19 protein-coding genes, 3 tRNA genes and 1 pseudogene are annotated in these 15693 nt (G+C 62.3%); 10 read left to right on the top strand and 13 right to left on the bottom strand.

Annotated features, from left to right (window positions below):
• Positions 1-19: 19 nt before the first annotated feature.
• From Q427_RS19580 to Q427_RS19565, 5 genes and pseudogenes are all read left to right on the top strand, one after another.
• Positions 20-1059: pseudogene (locus Q427_RS19580) on the top strand (2Fe-2S iron-sulfur cluster-binding protein).
• A gap of 30 nt (positions 1060-1089) precedes the next feature.
• A complete protein-coding gene (locus tag Q427_RS19575; protein WP_043516798.1) occupies positions 1090-1428 on the top strand; it encodes a 2Fe-2S iron-sulfur cluster-binding protein in 339 nt (112 codons plus the stop codon).
• 88 nt (positions 1429-1516) lie between these two features.
• Positions 1517-2026: a hypothetical protein gene (locus Q427_RS32605; protein WP_197030747.1), complete on the top strand. Its 510-nt coding sequence runs from the start codon at positions 1517-1519 to the stop codon at positions 2024-2026.
• Complete coding sequence (locus Q427_RS32600) at positions 2023-2316, top strand: aspartate dehydrogenase domain-containing protein (RefSeq protein ID WP_197030746.1); 294 nt, start codon at positions 2023-2025, stop codon at positions 2314-2316. The genes Q427_RS32605 and Q427_RS32600 overlap by 4 nt, the downstream gene beginning before the upstream one ends.
• A 248-nt stretch (positions 2317-2564) precedes the next feature.
• Positions 2565-2855, top strand: a complete 291-nt coding sequence (locus Q427_RS19565; RefSeq protein WP_043516797.1) for a DUF1330 domain-containing protein — start codon at positions 2565-2567, stop codon at positions 2853-2855.
• 81 nt (positions 2856-2936) lie between these two features.
• Here the strand turns inward: Q427_RS19565 and Q427_RS19560 are convergent, their stop codons facing one another.
• The 4 genes from Q427_RS19560 to Q427_RS19545 all read right to left on the bottom strand — a co-directional run bounded on the left by Q427_RS19560 (position 2937) and on the right by Q427_RS19545 (position 5951).
• A complete protein-coding gene (locus Q427_RS19560) occupies positions 2937-3596 on the bottom strand; it encodes a GntR family transcriptional regulator (RefSeq protein WP_043516796.1) in 660 nt (219 codons plus the stop codon).
• Between the two features lie 195 nt (positions 3597-3791).
• Positions 3792-4103: a hypothetical protein gene (locus Q427_RS19555; RefSeq protein ID WP_043516795.1), complete on the bottom strand. Its 312-nt coding sequence runs from the start codon at positions 4101-4103 to the stop codon at positions 3792-3794.
• A gap of 69 nt (positions 4104-4172) precedes the next feature.
• Complete coding sequence (locus Q427_RS19550) at positions 4173-4961, bottom strand: creatininase family protein (RefSeq protein WP_051496546.1); 789 nt, start codon at positions 4959-4961, stop codon at positions 4173-4175.
• A 336-nt stretch (positions 4962-5297) separates the two neighbouring features.
• Positions 5298-5951 (bottom strand): GntR family transcriptional regulator, encoded by a 654-nt coding sequence (locus Q427_RS19545; RefSeq protein ID WP_043516794.1) that lies wholly within the window; start codon positions 5949-5951, stop codon positions 5298-5300.
• Positions 5952-6129: 178 nt separating this feature from the next.
• Between Q427_RS19545 and Q427_RS19540 the strand changes: the two genes are divergently transcribed.
• The 4 genes from Q427_RS19540 to Q427_RS19525 all read left to right on the top strand — a co-directional run bounded on the left by Q427_RS19540 (position 6130) and on the right by Q427_RS19525 (position 9448).
• A complete protein-coding gene (locus tag Q427_RS19540; protein WP_043516793.1) occupies positions 6130-6702 on the top strand; it encodes a chromate transporter in 573 nt (190 codons plus the stop codon).
• Positions 6699-7229 (top strand): chromate transporter, encoded by a 531-nt coding sequence (locus Q427_RS19535; RefSeq protein ID WP_043516792.1) that lies wholly within the window; start codon positions 6699-6701, stop codon positions 7227-7229. The genes Q427_RS19540 and Q427_RS19535 overlap by 4 nt, the downstream gene beginning before the upstream one ends.
• 196 nt (positions 7230-7425) lie before the next feature.
• Positions 7426-8901, top strand: a complete 1476-nt coding sequence (locus Q427_RS19530) for a hypothetical protein (protein WP_043516791.1) — start codon at positions 7426-7428, stop codon at positions 8899-8901.
• A gap of 205 nt (positions 8902-9106) precedes the next feature.
• Positions 9107-9448, top strand: a complete 342-nt coding sequence (locus Q427_RS19525) for a 2Fe-2S iron-sulfur cluster-binding protein (RefSeq protein WP_043516790.1) — start codon at positions 9107-9109, stop codon at positions 9446-9448.
• A 395-nt stretch (positions 9449-9843) separates the two neighbouring features.
• On the opposite strand, the gene Q427_RS19520 is transcribed toward Q427_RS19525, so the two are convergent.
• The 4 genes from Q427_RS19520 to Q427_RS19510 all read right to left on the bottom strand — a co-directional run bounded on the left by Q427_RS19520 (position 9844) and on the right by Q427_RS19510 (position 13351).
• Positions 9844-11166, bottom strand: a complete 1323-nt coding sequence (locus Q427_RS19520; protein ID WP_043516788.1) for a sodium ion-translocating decarboxylase subunit beta — start codon at positions 11164-11166, stop codon at positions 9844-9846.
• A gap of 12 nt (positions 11167-11178) precedes the next feature.
• Positions 11179-11475: a biotin/lipoyl-containing protein gene (locus tag Q427_RS34475; RefSeq protein WP_231613808.1), complete on the bottom strand. Its 297-nt coding sequence runs from the start codon at positions 11473-11475 to the stop codon at positions 11179-11181.
• On the bottom strand, positions 11439-13016 hold the full coding sequence (gene oadA / locus Q427_RS19515; RefSeq protein ID WP_231613807.1) for a sodium-extruding oxaloacetate decarboxylase subunit alpha: 1578 nt from the start codon (positions 13014-13016) through the stop codon (positions 11439-11441). The genes Q427_RS34475 and oadA overlap by 37 nt, the downstream gene beginning before the upstream one ends.
• A 71-nt stretch (positions 13017-13087) precedes the next feature.
• Positions 13088-13351, bottom strand: a complete 264-nt coding sequence (locus Q427_RS19510; protein WP_043516786.1) for an OadG family transporter subunit — start codon at positions 13349-13351, stop codon at positions 13088-13090.
• Between the two features lie 149 nt (positions 13352-13500).
• Here Q427_RS19510 and Q427_RS19505 point away from each other — a divergent pair, with 149 nt between their 5' ends.
• Entirely contained in the window at positions 13501-14520 is a 1020-nt protein-coding gene (locus tag Q427_RS19505) for a tRNA dihydrouridine synthase (protein ID WP_231613806.1), read from the top strand.
• A gap of 126 nt (positions 14521-14646) precedes the next feature.
• On the opposite strand, the gene Q427_RS19500 is transcribed toward Q427_RS19505, so the two are convergent.
• The 5 genes from Q427_RS19500 to Q427_RS31525 all read right to left on the bottom strand — a co-directional run.
• A tRNA-Arg gene (locus Q427_RS19500) sits at positions 14647-14723 on the bottom strand.
• Positions 14724-14804: 81 nt separating this feature from the next.
• Positions 14805-14881: transfer RNA gene (locus Q427_RS19495), tRNA-Arg, on the bottom strand.
• Between the two features lie 70 nt (positions 14882-14951).
• Positions 14952-15044, bottom strand: a tRNA-Ser gene (locus Q427_RS19490).
• A 103-nt stretch (positions 15045-15147) separates the two neighbouring features.
• Entirely contained in the window at positions 15148-15345 is a 198-nt protein-coding gene (gene csrA, locus Q427_RS19485) for a carbon storage regulator CsrA (RefSeq protein WP_043516785.1), read from the bottom strand.
• A 217-nt stretch (positions 15346-15562) separates the two neighbouring features.
• Positions 15563-15693 (bottom strand): ACT domain-containing protein (locus Q427_RS31525; RefSeq protein WP_442905538.1); only part of this gene is annotated, 131 nt, incomplete at its 5' end.

Below are 15693 nucleotides of genomic sequence, written 5' to 3'. Positions count from 1 at the left end.
GACAAGACCATGGCATGCCATGGGTGTGCACCAGGAGGCTGCTATGACATATCGAATCACTCTTGCCGCTACTGCTGAGACCTTCGACGTCCAGCCGGGCGAGCCGCTGCTCGATGCGGCCGAGCGGGCAGGTTTCCCCCTCGTGCACGACTGCCGTTTCGGTGGCTGCGGCGCCTGCCGGATCAAGCTGCTGGAAGGCCAGGTGGCCTACGAGGAGATGCCCATGGGGCTCTCCGAGGAAGAGGAGCAGGAAGGCTACGCCCTGGCCTGCCAGGCGGTCGCCCAGAGCGACCTGACCATCAGCGCGGACGTGTTTCCGGCAGGCTATATTCCCCCCGACTACCACGAAGCCACGATCGTAAGCCTGGAGAAGCTCAGCCACGATGTGACCCACCTGGTGCTTAGCATACCCTCCGCCAGCGAGGTGAGCTTCCTGCCGGGCCAGTACCTCAACATCATGCTGGACGACGGCACGCCGCGTAGCTTCTCGATGGCCTCTCCGCCGCGCAGCGATCTCTTCGATTTCCATATCCGCCGGGTACCGGGCGGCTATTTCACCGAGCGCCTCAACACCCACTACCAGCCCGGCGACACTCTGGACGTCGAGCTGCCACTCGGAGCCTTCCGACACGACGCGGAAAGCACGAATCGCCTGCTGATGGTCGCCGGCGGCACCGGCCTGGCACCGGTCAAGAGCATCATCGAATCGCTGAAGGATGAACCCCACGCGCCGCACATCACGCTCTACTGGGGCGTACGCCGCGCCGAGGATCTCTATCTCGACGAACTGCTGCAGCACTGGGCCAGGACGCTGCCCCACTTCCACTATATCCCGGTGCTCTCCGACGCGACCCGGAGTGGGAAGGGCGACGCGGCTTTGTCCACGAAGCCGTGTGCCAGGACCACCCCGACCTGAGCGAGTTCGATGCCTACCTGTGCGGCCCGCCACCGATGATCGCCGCCGCAAAGTCCAGCTTCGCCGAGCGAGGGCTGAGCGTGGAAAGGATCTTCTCCGACAGCTTCAACTTTACCCATGAACTCAACGACAGCGTGGCATGACGCCCCACCGGCCATTGAGAGGTTGCCACCATGCTAGATATCACCTTCATCACCAACGACAACAAGACCATCTCCGCCCCGGAGGACTCCAACCTGCTGCGCGTCTCGCTGCGCGAGAAGGGGGGCATCCCCTTCAAGTGCGGTGGCGGACTCTGTGGCACCTGCAAGTGCCTCATCGAGGAGGGCATCGAGAATACCGATGCCGTAAAGAAGAAGGAGGAGAAGCTGCTCAGCGCCGAGGAGATCAGCCAGGGCTATCGCATGGCCTGCCAGACCTTCCTTACCGGCAGCGTGAAGGTCTCCTGGGATGTGAGCAAACCGGCCAGACCCATCACAGCAGGCCAGATAAAGCCCAAGACGGAAGCCTGAGGGCGTCGCTCTCACCCGGCCCGCCAGGCCCGACTGCCACCACGGCACCAGGAGCTGCGGCTGGCCCAGCACAGAGTTGTGAGGTCATATGATACACGTTGGACTCATCGGCTATGGCACGGCGGGCAGGGATGTCGCCGCAGCCATCCTCGGCGGCCAGGCGGGCAACACCCGACTGGCCGCCATTTTGGTACGCGACACCGGCAAGTATGCCGACGCCCTGGATAGCGGTCTGATCACCGACAGCGAAGAGACGTTCTTCGCCTGCCGTCCCGACGTGGTGGTCGAGACCGCAGGCCACGAAGCCGTGATCCGCTACGCCGAGACATCGCTCTCCCATGGCTGCGATTTCATGGTGGTGTCGGTCGGGGCCTTCTGCGATCAGGCACTGCATGACCGGGTCATGGCCAGCGCCAGCCGGCATGGCAAACGGGTACTGGTCCCCTCCGCCGCCATCGCCGGGCTCGACCGCATCGCCGCCGCCGCCCAGGGCCCGCTCGACAGTGTGACACTGACGACCCGCAAGCCGGTGAAAGCGTGGCGAGGCACCTTCGCCGAGGAAGTGGTCGACTCGATACGGTCGAGACGCCCACCGTGATCTTCGAAGGCAATGCACGGGAGTCATCGCGAGTCTTTCCCGAGAGCGTCAATGTCTCGGCGGCGCTGAGCCTGGCAGGCGTAGGCTTCGAGGCCACCCGGGTTCGGGTGCTGGTCGATCCCACCATCGACAAGAACATCCACGAGGTCTCGGCCAAGGGCCTATTTGGCGAAGTGCGCATCGAGGTGCAGAACACCCCGTCCCCGAACAACCCCAAGACCGGGTATATCGTCGCCATGAGCGTGGCACGAGCATTGAAGAATTTCTCCTCGCCGCTCGTCATCGGCTAGGCTTTGCCCGAAAACTGGCTGCGCTCGACCATACGGCGTTAAAAATCGGCTCAAAGTACTCATTTACACCCCGTAAACTCCGTCTTTTCGCCGATTTTTGCCTTGCGACCCACATGGATGTGGGAAGTGCGTTGGCCCGTAGGGAACGGGCCTAGCCCTGGCCTTCGCTCGCCGACTTTTCAGACAAAGCCTGGCAATGATGGCTACAGGGCTCGGCATGTCACCCTCTTACACAAGGAGTTCGAGAGATGAGTAAAGCCTATTGGGTCTCTTGCTATCGTGAAATATCGGATGCGAAGAAGTATGCCAGCTACATTCAACTGGCGATCCCTGCCATCGCCGCTGGTGGCGGCATCTTCCTGGCGAGGGATGTGGCGGCTTATGCCTATGAGGACGGCCAGCAGGACCGCACCATCATCATCGAGTTTCCCGACCTGGAGAGTGCCCGGGCGACGCATGATGGCGAGGCTTACGCTGCAGCGCTGGAAGCCCTGGGCGATGGCGCGGTCAGGGATATTCGGCTTGTCGGAGGCGTCTGAAGGAGAATAGCCTGCCGGCCTCCTGGATTGGAAACGAGACCCCGGGCGCTTGTGGCGCCCGGGGTCAGTCGTGTACCCATCTCAAGCCTGAGAGCGACTCATATACGCCTTGCGGGACTTCTCGAGGTGGATGCGGGTAAAGTTCTCGGCCAGGTCCGCTTCACCGCTGCGGATCGCACTCAGCACGTCCTGGTGCTCACGCAGCGCCGCCTTGGTGCGGCCGGGCAAGGCGCTGCTGAGATTCGAGAAGGCACGCACATAATCCTTGAGATCGACCAGCATCTCGTGAAGCTTGGGATTGCCGGAGGCCCGCCCGATCAGTTCGTTGTACTTGACGTTGAGCTCGACCTCGTCGCCACCACCGTCGCTCAACGCCTCCTCCATCTCGGCCATGAGCTGGTCGATTTCGGCGATGATGGCGTCGTTGACCTTCTGGGCCGCCAACCGCGCGGCCAGCGACTCGAGCGAAGCCAAGATCATGAAGACCTCGAGGATCTCGGCCTGGGTGATCTCGTTGACCACCACTCCCTTGCGCGGCACCGTTCGCACGAACCGCTGGGTCTCGAGTCGAAACAGCGCCTCTCGGATGGGGGTACGACTGATATTGAGCTTCTCGGCCAGCACCCGCTCGACCAGCCGATCACCTGCCTTGTATTCCCCACGCAGTATCGCGTCCTTGAGATAGGCATACACCTTGTCGCGGATCGGTGAGAGGTCTTCCTGAGTCCAGGTCTCTGCCATGAGGACTTACCTTCGAGTGGCCAAAAAACAAGAAATAATCAGATGTAACAGGATACCACAGGGGGAACTTTTCTGGCATACGAAGCACCGTGAGGGTGCAGCCCGGCTTTCCTGACCGAATCGACGCACCGTTAGAATGCATAAGCCCCATGGGAGGGGAACCCACGGGGCTGAATCGTAGATGCGATCGACAGACTAGGACGCCGTCGCGGCAACCTTTTCGAGGCGCGTATCGATGGTGCCGAAGGTGACCAGCTGTTTCAGCTCCTGGCGGGCCTCTTCGACCGTCGCAAACTTCTCGAAGAACTTGATCGGCACGCTATTGACCTGCCCGTTATCGCCACACTCGACGATACTGACCCGACTGCCACCGGCAGCGACTTCGGCAATGGTGAAGTCGGCTTTCTTCTTGCCATAGAAATAGTAGGCATAGGTCTCGACCGGCGAGATGCCGCTGTCCGGCCTGGCATCGTATTCGTTGGATTTGCTTGTCAGGATGATGTACATGTCAGTGCCTCTTTCGTCATTGTCATGGCATGCTGCCGGACGGCGTGATCAGGCCGAAAGGCGTCGGTCTCAGGCGATTTCCGCCGTCGGTGGCGCCGCTTCCACCGGGCCGGCCAGCAACTCCCGAACCGCCGCCGTCAAACCTTCCAGCGCCTCCTCGACGATCGCCTGGCCGATCTCGTAGCTGGCCTGGGTGGCATCCCCGATACAGCCGTTACGCGTCATCTCCTCGTAGGGGTAGAAGCCCTGGATGGGATTGCCCGGGCGCAACCCCTCCCAGCGCCCGCCGGAGACGATGTCACCCTTCTCCAGCCTCTCGGGGCGGACCAGGTGAGGCGCCAGGTAGTACGCCTCCGAGACCTCTCGCTCGCAGCTGTGGCCGTAGAGCGTCGAGTGGATGTGCTCCTTCATCGCTGTCTTGGCCGCTGCGGTGGTCTTGGCGAAGTAGCACGCCACCCCAAGCTCCTGGGTAAAGGTGCTGCAGGCGATGCTCAAGGTCGACTGGTTGCCGCCATGACCGTTCAGGAACAGGACCCGGGTGATGCCGTGCCGTTTCAGCGAACCGACCATGTCGCGAAGCAGCGCCAGCAGGGTCTCCGGTCGCAGGCTGATGGTCCCCGGGAAGTTCATGTGGTGAGGTGACACCCCCATGTTGACGGTGGGCGTCACCAGCACATCGGGGTAGAGCGCAGCACCCAGGCGCTTGGCCATTTCGGTGGCCAGCACCGCATCACAGCTTTCATTCATGTGCGGGCCATGCTGCTCATGGGCGCCCACAGGAATGATGGCCATACGTGCGGTCTTCAGTGCGTTCTCGACCTCTGGCCAGGTCATTTCGGTCAGTACAAAACCGTTCATTCGGTTCTCCTTTCGGGTCCTGCCCTGCTGGCGGCTATCTCGCAGCCGGCGCTACGCGGCAAGGCCCAGCATCGTCAGAGGCTTTGGCACATGGTATACCGTATGCCTGAAAATAGCGCACTCGATGCTGCCCTGTAAAGCCCCGGGGGGTCGATCAATACAAACTGCTCCCGGCATGCCCGTGCATGCCTGAACGCTTCACGCCTTCACCCGGCGGGGCCGGCGGGGCCGGCGGGGCCGGCGAGCCAGGTCGATCGCACAGGCTCCGGGGCTGCGCGGAAGGCCGACGACACGGGCCGCGTTCGAACAGCTTCCTGAGCGGCATTGCCCCCTTTACTAACAGCTGCGCTGCGCCACCTGACTGGAGAGCGTGATGTGCTCCTCGATCAATGCGCGAGCCCCCTTCGCATCACGGGCCAGGGCCAGTGCCACGAGCTCGCCGTGCTGGGCATCGAGTCGCTGCCTGAGCTCCGGCGCGCTGGGCGCGACTCGCCGATAGCGATCGAACTGGTCGTGCAGCTGACTGATGAAGCGCAGCAGCCAGACCGAACCGCAGGGCGCCACCAGGGCGTTATGAAAGCGCGTGTGCAGCTGCTCCCACTCTCGCAACGGAGTCGAGGCTCCGGCACGGGTCAGGCGATGATTGGCCGCCAGCAGTTGGGACTCCCACTCCTCGTCGCCATGGGCGATGGCACGCTCGATCGCCATTCCCTCCATCTGGCGTCGCATCTCGGCAATGTCGTCGAGCTCGCTTCGGGTCAACTCAAGCACCCGAAAGCCGCGCTGGTTCTCCTGGCGCAGCAGGCCATAGGCCGCCAGCCGATTGAGCGCTTCGCGCAGCGGGCTCAGCCCCACCTGATAGGTTTCCTTGAGCGAACTGATCGACAACCTCTCACCGGCGCCGAACCGCCCGCTCAACAGGTCCTGGCGCAGGACCTCGAAAACCCGACTGGAAGCCGTAGCCCCCGCCTGCTTTGCATTCTGTGTCATGGCGTGCTTCCAAAATTATTTTGGGATTTGGTATACCGGAGTATTGACGACTCTCTTTTATGCGTCATATTCTAGGTCAAATAATCGATTATTACCAGGAAAACACACGGCCGGGTGACGGTATGATGATGATTTCAATGCTTTTTTCCCATAGCAGCCCAGCAAGGACGACCGCGCCATGAGTGCATCGATACAGGGGAAAATCTTTTTTTCCTTCCTACGGATCGGCCTGCTGGGCTTTGGTGGCGGCCCTTCCATGATCCCTTTGGTACACCAGGAAGTGGTCAAGCGCCATGGCTGGCTGGAAGACGAAGAGTTTGCCGACATCCTGGCCATCGCCAACACCCTGCCCGGCCCCATCGCCACCAAGATGCCGGGCTACATCGGCTATCGCATCGGCGGCCTGGCCGGCTGCATCAATGCCGTCCTTGCGGTGATCCTGCCAATGATAGTGGCCATGATCCTCATGCTGGGGCTGTTCAGCCGATACCGCGACGTAAGCTGGATCCACGGCATGGGACAGGGCGTGGTGCCGGTCGTCATGGTGATGATGGCCCAGCTCGCCTGGGATTTTCTGCACAAGTCCCGCCTGGTTCTCGGTTGGACGGTGAGCCTGGCCATGGCGGTCATCGCCGGCGGTCTCATCTATTGGATCGGCATCCATCCGGGCTGGGTCGTCGGAGCCATTCTCGTTACGGCACTGCTGCAGCCAACCTCGAAGGCCAAGGCAGCAGAGGAGACGGCGCCATGATCCATGTCGAGCTGTTCCTCGCCTTCTTCATTCCCAACATCATCGGCTACGGCGGTGGCCCGGCCATCATTCCGCTGATCGAGGCAGAAGTGGTCGGCCGCTACGGCTGGATGAGCGGCCAGGAGTTCGCCGAAATCCTGGCCCTGGGCAATGCCCTGCCCAGCCCCATCGCCACCAAGATGGCCGGTTACGTTGGCCATGAGGTCGCCGGCATCGGGGGAGCCCTGGTAGCCGTTTTCGCCACGGTCGTGCCTTCGCTGCTGCTGATGCTGGGTGCGCTGGGCCTGCTTTACCGCCACCGCGACTCGCCACGGGTCAAGCGCATGAGCCAGTGGGTTCGCCCCGTGATCGCCATGATGATGGCGTGGCTGGCGGCCAGTTTCTTCATGGAAGGCGTCAATGGGGCCGGATTGGCCCACACGCTACTGATCGCTGCGGCGGCGGCTATCGCCCTGCTTCGCTTCAGAACTCACCCCGCAATCGTGGTATTGGGCGCACTGCTCTATGGCGCCGTGATGCTGGGCTAACCCACAGGCAGCCTCGCAATAGGCTGACCATTGACCAGACTGGAGATTACCCATGCAGCCAACGTCTTGCTGAATCCCAGGCGCGAAGACGCGCCGACGCCCTTCGCCTGACCCTGGCGGAACGGCACGGCAACAAAGGCAACGAGCGACAAAAACAACGCCTACCCAACCTGACAAACACAATCCAAGGTGCAATATGGAACAACTTGAACAGGTACAACTAACCGCGTCGCACTGGGTGTTCCTGCTGGTCATCCTGGCGATCTTCGTCTCCATCGGCTTTCGCAAAGGGGTCATCGTCCCCTCGATAATCGGTATCTTCATGCTGGGCCTGCTCGCCGAGCCCCAGCACGAAGGCCCTCTCAATCAGGTTATCTTTGCCGTACAGGTGGTCTTTCGAGCCCTGCTGAATGCCGGCACCGAACTGTTCGATATCATGCTGGTCATCGCACTGATGGTGGCGATGCTGAAATCGCTGCAGAGCCAGGGTGCCGATCGACTCATGGTCGCCCCCATGAAGAAACTGATGGTAGGTCCCTGGACCGCCTTCTTCGTTCTCGGCGTGACAATGTATATCGCGGCCGCCTTCTTCTGGCCCACACCTGCCGTCGCCCTGGTGGGTACCGTGCTGATCCCGGTTGCCATGCAGGTCGGCCTGCCCGCCATCGGCGCGGCCATGGCCGTGAACCTGTTCGGCCACGGCATGGCACTGTCGGCCGATCCCATCATTCAGGGCGCCAGCCGCCTCACCGCCGGTGCCGCCGGCATCGATACCGCCACCCTGGTACCCTATACGCTGCTCTTCTCCATGACGGTCGGCGTCGTGGCCATCGGCCTTGCCTGCTTCCACCTGCGCCGTGACATGCGCTCGGGTGTGCTGAAGGCCCCCCAGTCCGATGAAGTGTTTTCACCCAAGTCGGTGGGCGCTGCCGCAGTACAGACGACAACCACGGATGAAGAACCCGAGATCGGCCCCTATGCCCGCCTCTTCGCGGTGGCAGTACCGGTGATCCTGCTCGGCATTGCCGGGCTGATGATCTATCGTGCCCTGTTCCTGCCCGACCAGGCGATTCGCGGCGGCGGTGCGACGGCACTGCTGGGCGGCACGGCCACCGTGCTCCTTGTGCTCTCCTCCTTTGCTGCCCATGGCCATCATGCCCTCGACGGAATCAGCTCCTATACCCGCGAAGGCTTCTTCTTCGCCATCAAGATCTTCGCACCCATCATTCCCATCGCCGGCTTCTTCTTCCTCGGCCATCCGGGACACGCTGCCGAGGTAATCGGCACCGGTGCCGCTGGATACCTGTTCGATATCGGCAACAATATCGGGCAATACATCGACGGCAACGTGATCCTGCTGGCCTTCGGCATGGCCTTCATCGGCCTGTTGTCGGGCATGGACGGCTCCGGCTTCTCCGGCCTGCCGCTGGTGGGTTCACTGTCAGCAGCGCTGGGTACTGGCGCCGGGGTCAACGTCACCGTGCTGGCGGCACTGGGCCAGGTCGCCGCGATATTCGCCGGTGGCGGCACCCTGGCAGCCTGGGCCTTTGGCGTCGCCGCCGATGCCGGTATTGCCGGGGTCAGCCCTTCGGAACTGGTTCGTCGGAACTTCATACCGGTCATCTCGGGTGTCGTCGTGGCATCCATCCTGGCCGTGATACTGATGATATAGACAACACACTGCTGTCCAGTGAACGAGGATCCCGCGCCAAAGGCGCCGGGATTTTTTCGAGCGATCCCACGGAGCGATACACCGGACTTGACGGCATCACCGATTTGGCACATGGTATACCAAAAGCCATTGAGTCGATGCGCTCGACCGGGACGGCGCTAGAACGCAGTTGGATGCAGTGAAACAGAAAACGTTAGGTGACCCCATGCCCCTGATCAAGATTCACAAGAACGGCGAAGTCCATGAAGGCGAGGTCCAGCCCAAGACCAACCTGGTCGTGCGTGCCGGTATTCGCCAGTTTCCCTATCCCCACCTCAGCTACGGCTGTGGCATGGGCAAATGTGCCAAGTGCATGTGCAAGGTGCTCAAGGGTGGCGAGTCTCTCGCCGAGCCCAACTGGAAGGAGAAGAAGATGCTGGGTTCGCGCCTTGAGCAGGGCTACCGGCTCGCCTGCCAGCTATGGGTCGAAGAGGACCTGGAGCTGGCCCAGGAGGCTGCCACCGGTCCAACCGCCCCGAAGATGCCCGGCACCGCCACCAACTCATAGCGGCTGTTCAGGAGTAGCCAGGCAAGGCTCCCTCAACCGAAAAGCCCATCAGTAAAAAAGCCCATCAGGCGATGGGCTTGTTTGGTTCTTCACACTTTGGCGTGAACCTGCTCTGCAGGCTGCATTGTGGAAGGGAGGCTCGACGACAGCGACGCAGGCGCTCCTTGTTGGAGCGCTCGGGTCGGCGCTCCGAGTTTCCATTGTGACTGGCGCCGCCAGGCACCTTGGCGGAGACCGCAGCGCCAGCCATAGCCGCCAACATAGGCAACACCGCCGGGAGGCTTGCAGCCTCCAGTCGCGATCTGAAGATGCTCCGACAGCGCGGGCATGATATCCCTTGCCATTTCACGCCAGTCTGCGATGAACCTGTTTTCTATCACAAGTTACTGGCTGCACTAGCCCAGGTACTTGATCATCACCCCCGCCGCCACCGCCGAGCCAATGACACCGGCCACGTTGGGCCCCATGGCATGCATCAGCAGGAAGTTGTGGGGATTGGACTCGAGGCCGACCTTGTTGGCCACCCGTGCCGCCATGGGCACCGCGGAGACCCCCGCGGCGCCGATCAAGGGGTTGATCGGCATCTTGCTCATCACGTTCATCAGCTTGGCCATGAGCACCCCGGCCGCGGTGCCGATGGCAAACGCCACCATACCCAGCGCCATGATGCCCAGGGTCTCCACCGCGAGAAAGCTCTCCGCCATCAGCCGGGAGCCCACCGCCAGCCCCAGTACGATGGTGACGATATTGATCAACGCATTCTGGGCCGTATCGGTCAGCCGCTCCACCACGCCGCATTCGCGCATCAGGTTGCCGAAGCAGAACATCCCCAGCAGCGGTGCCGCATCGGGCAGGAAGAGTGCGACCAGCATCAACAGCAGCAGTGGGAAGACGATCTTCTCCAGCTTGGAGACCGGGCGCAGCTGGGTCATGGTGATCTCTCGTTCCTTGCGCGTGGTGAGCAACTTCATGATCGGCGGCTGCAGAAGCGGCACCAGCGCCATGTAGGCGTAGGCTGCCACCGCGATGGCCCCCAGCAGCTCCGGAGCCAGTACGCTGGAAACGTAGATCGAGGTGGGCCCGTCGGCACCGCCGATGATGCCGATGGCGGCCGCCTGCTCGATGGAAAAGTCCATCCAGCCCAGGGTGGTCATCCCTACCGCCCCGAACAGAGTGGCAAAGATGCCGAACTGGGCCGCGGCGCCCAGGAACAGCGTCCGCGGGTTGGCCAGCAGCGGACCGAAGTCGGTCATCGCGCCCACGCCCATGAAGATCAGCAACGGCGCAATCCCCGAGGCCACGGCCACCGCGTAGAAGGTGTAGAGCAGCCCGTCACCGTAGCCCACGTTCATGGCCACATCGCGTGCGGCGCGAAGCTGGTCAGGCGAGGCGCCGTCATCCGCGATCAATCTGACGGTCGACCGCCACGCCTCTTCGCTAGCCAGTGGATCGAGGGTCGCCCCCATCGCCGAAGCGATCTGGTGCAGTACGGCAGGCCTGGCCACCTCGATGGCCTGGTCCAGCGCCGAGATGGCCAGCCCCGCCTCGGGGATATTGGCAAGGATTCCGCCGAAACCGATCGGCACCAGCAGCAACGGCTCGAATCGCTTGTGGATTGCCAGGTAGAGCAGTACCAGGCCCACCGCGATCATGACCGCCTGGCCAAGGGTCAGATTGTAGAGGCCCGAGCCCTCCCACAGGGTCAGTAGCTTGTCCATGTGGCCTCGCCCTTAGAGCACGATCAACGCATCGCCGACGGAAACGCTGTCGCCTTCGCTGACCTTGACCTCGGAGACGGTGCCGGCACTGCTTGCCCGCACCTCGGTTTCCATCTTCATGGCCTCAAGGATGATGACGACGTCACCGTCCTTGACCGCATCGCCCGGCTTGACGTTGACCTTGAAGATATTGCCCGCCAGGGGTGCGGCGATGATCTCGCCGCTGGGCTCGGCAGGAGCCGCCGGCGTCGGGGCCGCGTCGCCCTGCTCCGTCACCTCACCGATCTCGCCGCCCTCGGCCACTTCCACCACATAGGCCTTGCCGTTGACCTTGACGGTATAGGTCTCGGGACCGGCCGGGGCAGCGCCTTGTTGCGCCGGCACCTGAGCTGCGTCGTGGCCGGCAGGTTGGCTGTCGCCTGCGCTGCCGTTGACGCTGCTTCCGGTGCCTGCGGCACTGGCTCGAAGGCATCGGGGTTGTCGCGGTTCTTGAGAAACTTGAGGCCGATCTGCGGGAACAGCGCATAGGTCAGGACATCATCGACCTCCCGCTCCCCTTCGGCGAGGCGGATGCCTTCCGAGCCGGCCTTCTCCTTGAGTTCGGTGGCAAGACGTTCCATTTCCGGCTCAAGCAGGTCGGCAGGGCGGCAGGTGATCGGCTCACCTCCCTCCAGCACGCGCTGCTGCAGCTCCTTGTTCAAGGGGGCAGGGGCTGCGCCGTACTCGCCCTTGAGCAGCGCCTGGACCTCCTTGGAGATCGACTTGTAGCGCTCGCCCATCATCACGTTCATCACCGCCTGGGTACCGACGATCTGTGACGTCGGCGTCACCAGCGGAATGAAGCCCAGGTCCTCGCGGACACGCGGGATCTCGGCCAGCACGTCGTCAAGCTTGTCGCCGGCGCCCTGTTCCTTGAGCTGGCCTTCCATGTTGGTGAGCATCCCGCCGGGCACCTGGGCCACCAGGATGCGGGAGTCGATGCCCTTGAGCGAGCCCTCGAAGGCGGCGTACTTCTTGCGCACCTCGCGGAAGTAGGCGGCGATCTCCTCGAGCAGCTCCAGGTCCAGGCCGGTGTCGCGCTGGGTGCCCCTCAGGATGGCGACCACCGACTCGGTGGGGCTGTGGCCGTAGGTCATCGACATGGAGGAGATCGCAGTATCGACGTTGTCGATACCGGCCTCCACGGCCTTGAGGATCGAGGCGGTGGACATGCCGGTGGTGGCATGACACTGCATGTGGATCGGAATCGACAGCGCCTTTTTCAGCCGGGATACCAGCTCGAAGGCGTCATAGGGGGTCAGCAGGCCGGCCATGTCCTTGATGCACAGGGAGTCGGCCCCCATGTCGGCGATGGTCTCGGACAGTTCGACCCAGCTGTCCAGGGTATGCACCGGGCTGACGGTGTAGGAGATCGTGCCCTGGGCATGGCCCTGGACATCGCGCACCGCCTTGATGGCGCGCTCCAAGTTGCGCGGGTCGTTCATGGCATCGAACACGCGGAAGACATCGACGCCGTTGGTCTTGGCCCGCTCGACGAAACGGTCGACCACATCATCGCCATAGTGCCGATAGCCCAGCAGGTTCTGGCCGCGCAGCAGCATCTGCTGCGGGGTATTGGGCATGGCCTCCTTCAACGCCCGTATCCGCTCCCACGGATCTTCTCCGAGATAGCGGATACAGGCGTCGAAGGTGGCACCGCCCCAGGACTCCAGCGACCAGAAGCCGACCCGATCGAGCTTCTCGGCAATCGGCAGCATGTCGTCAAGGCGCAAGCGGGTCGCGAACAGTGACTGATGGGCGTCGCGCAGCACGACGTCGGTGATGCCCAGCGGGCGTTTGGTCTCACTCATGACGATGACCCCGTAGAGATGGCGATGGTGTTATGTAGTAATATGGCGCGCCCTCGCCGCGCGCTCGGTAATCAGTGGCGAGGGCGGCGATGGCGGTAACGATGGACGGCGGTGCTGATGACGGCCATGAGCTCGGCATCATCGTCCCTGTCAGCGGCAGGTGCCATGCCTTGACCGACGGCGGGCTGCACGGCAGGCGGCGTGGGGGCCAGGCGGCGAATGACCAGCGACATCAAGGTGGTGGTCAGCACAAGCACGGTAAGAAAAACAAAAACGAATCCCATGCCTACGCCCATCAGGGCCAGACCGTCATGTAACAGCTGCAGATCCTGCATGCGCCTTCTCCCCTAACCTGACCGCGAACAGACGCCATCAGGTCGAATAGCGTAGAAATCCGGTCGTATAAACTGCCACACTCAGGACAGATTGCAAGCGCCCCATGGTGGAACCCAGCGTTGTTAATTTACTACAAGGAGGTCGTGAGATGGGCCGTATCGGGCTCGCCCCCATGGAAGGAGTGATCGACTCCGTCACCCGCGACCTGCTCACCCGGCTGCCCGGCTTCGACTGGACGGTCACCGAATTCGTGCGCGTGGTCGATGCCCGCCTACCGCCACGGGTCTACCACAAGACCTGCCCCGAGCTCGCCCGACTCCCGGCTCGAACCCCTTCCGGTGTACCGGTGTACCTGCAACTGCTGGGTAGCGATCCCGGCGCCCTGGCTGCCAATGCCCGGCAGGCCCTGCACCTGGGCGTGTCCAGCATCGATCTCAATTTCGGCTGCCCGGCCAAGCTGGTCAATCGCCATGACGGCGGCGCCTCGCTACTGCGCGACCCACGCCGGGTCTATGCGGCGGTAGCCGCCGTGCATGACATGGTGGGCCACGCCATACCGGTGACGGCCAAGATCCGCCTCGGCTTTTCCAACCGTCGCCTCGCCCTGGCCTGCGCCGGGGCAGCCGAAGCGGGCGGCGCGACACAACTCGTGGTGCATGCACGCACCCGCGACGAAGGCTACCGGCCACCGGCCCATTGGGAATGGATCGGACGTATACGCCGTCACCTGAGCATTCCCGTGGTCGCCAACGGCGACATCTGGAGCCTGGAAGATTACTGGAAAGCGAGAACGCTATCCGGCTGCCAGGATGTCATGCTTGGCCGCGGCGCCCTGGCCGACCCCTGGCTGGCACCACGCATCCGTCATTGGCTGAGAACCGGCGAACGCCTCCCCGACACCTGCTGGCAGGCTCGGGCAGCGATCCTTGTCGCCTATGCTGCAACGCAGCGCGAAAAACTGCAAGCACGCGTGGTGGTGTCACTGGTCAAGCAGTGGCTGAACCAGATGCGCTATCGGGATGCCGTGGCGGCTCAGCGCTTCGAGCAACTCAAGCGCATCACCGAGCTCGACGCCCTTCTCGCCGGACTGAGCGCACACACCACCTCTCAGCCGCAACAGGAAATATCATGGCAACGAAACCACAAAAAAGGGGCGCACGTCGACTAGCGACGGCACCCCAAACGATCGCACGGCGCACTCATCCCTGAACAGGCCGATACCAATTGCAGGTAAACGCTTGACCAATGGTCACAAGCAGAAGACCCGCCCTCGATTCGAGGACGGGTCTGAATCTGGCGCGCCCGGGAGGATTCGAACCTCCGACCCCCTGATTCGTAGTCAGGTACTCTATCCAGCTGAGCTACGGGCGCATAAACGGTATAACCGCGATCTTCTTTCCAGCTTCAAGACATCGCACAGGCGACCATGCACGCCACGGAAGTCAGTAGATATGGCGCGCCCGGGAGGATTCGAACCTCCGACCCCCTGATTCGTAGTCAGGTACTCTATCCAGCTGAGCTACGGGCGCGTTGCTTCGTCTTTCCGCTGCTTTCGTCTTTCCGCTGCTTACTGCTTTTCACTTTTTCCGCGTGCCGTCATGGCGGAGAGGGAGGGATTCGAACCCTCGATGGGGCTATAAACCCCATACTCCCTTAGCAGGGGAGCGCCTTCAGCCACTCGGCCACCTCTCCCTCAACGACACGGCGCATACTCTATCGCCTCTGCGCCTCTTTGTCTAGCGTATTCAGGGATTTGTTTCCTCCGGACTGAATCGCCAGCGTCTCGTTATCACTCTCAGGATGCTGTGCCGCCACCCCCTTCGTCGGACTTCTCGCGCTGTATACGCTGGTAGATCTCTTCACGATGTACGGCGACATCCTTGGGTGCATTGACGCCGATTCGCACCTGATTGCCCTTCACGCCAAGGACGGTCACGGTGATGTCATCACCGATCATCAGGGTTTCGCCGACACGGCGGGTCAGGATGAGCATGACTGATCTCCTTCTCAGACGACTTGCAACGGGATACGCGACGATCCAATCGACGCCATTCAACTAAACTAAACATATTATGTGGCATGAGACCACTGTGCACCACCGACGCGCACCATGACATCATGAATGCGTTGAAGGGAAGTCGAATGTCGCAGTGTCACCGACTTCCCTGTCATCGTAGAAAGGACAGGCCAATCTTGCCGCTTTTCGCTCTCTATTCGCTTTCGATATCGCTCTTGTCCAGGCCAAAGGCCTTGTGCAGCGCCTTGACGGCCAGCTCCATGTGCTTTTCGTCGATGACCACCGAGATCTTGATTTCGGACGTGGAGACCATGCGAATATTGA

It is taken from the genome of Halomonas sp. BC04 (genome assembly GCF_000568385.1).
Note: the sequence above shows the minus strand (reverse complement) of the source record. Positions and strands in the feature narration are given on the sequence as shown.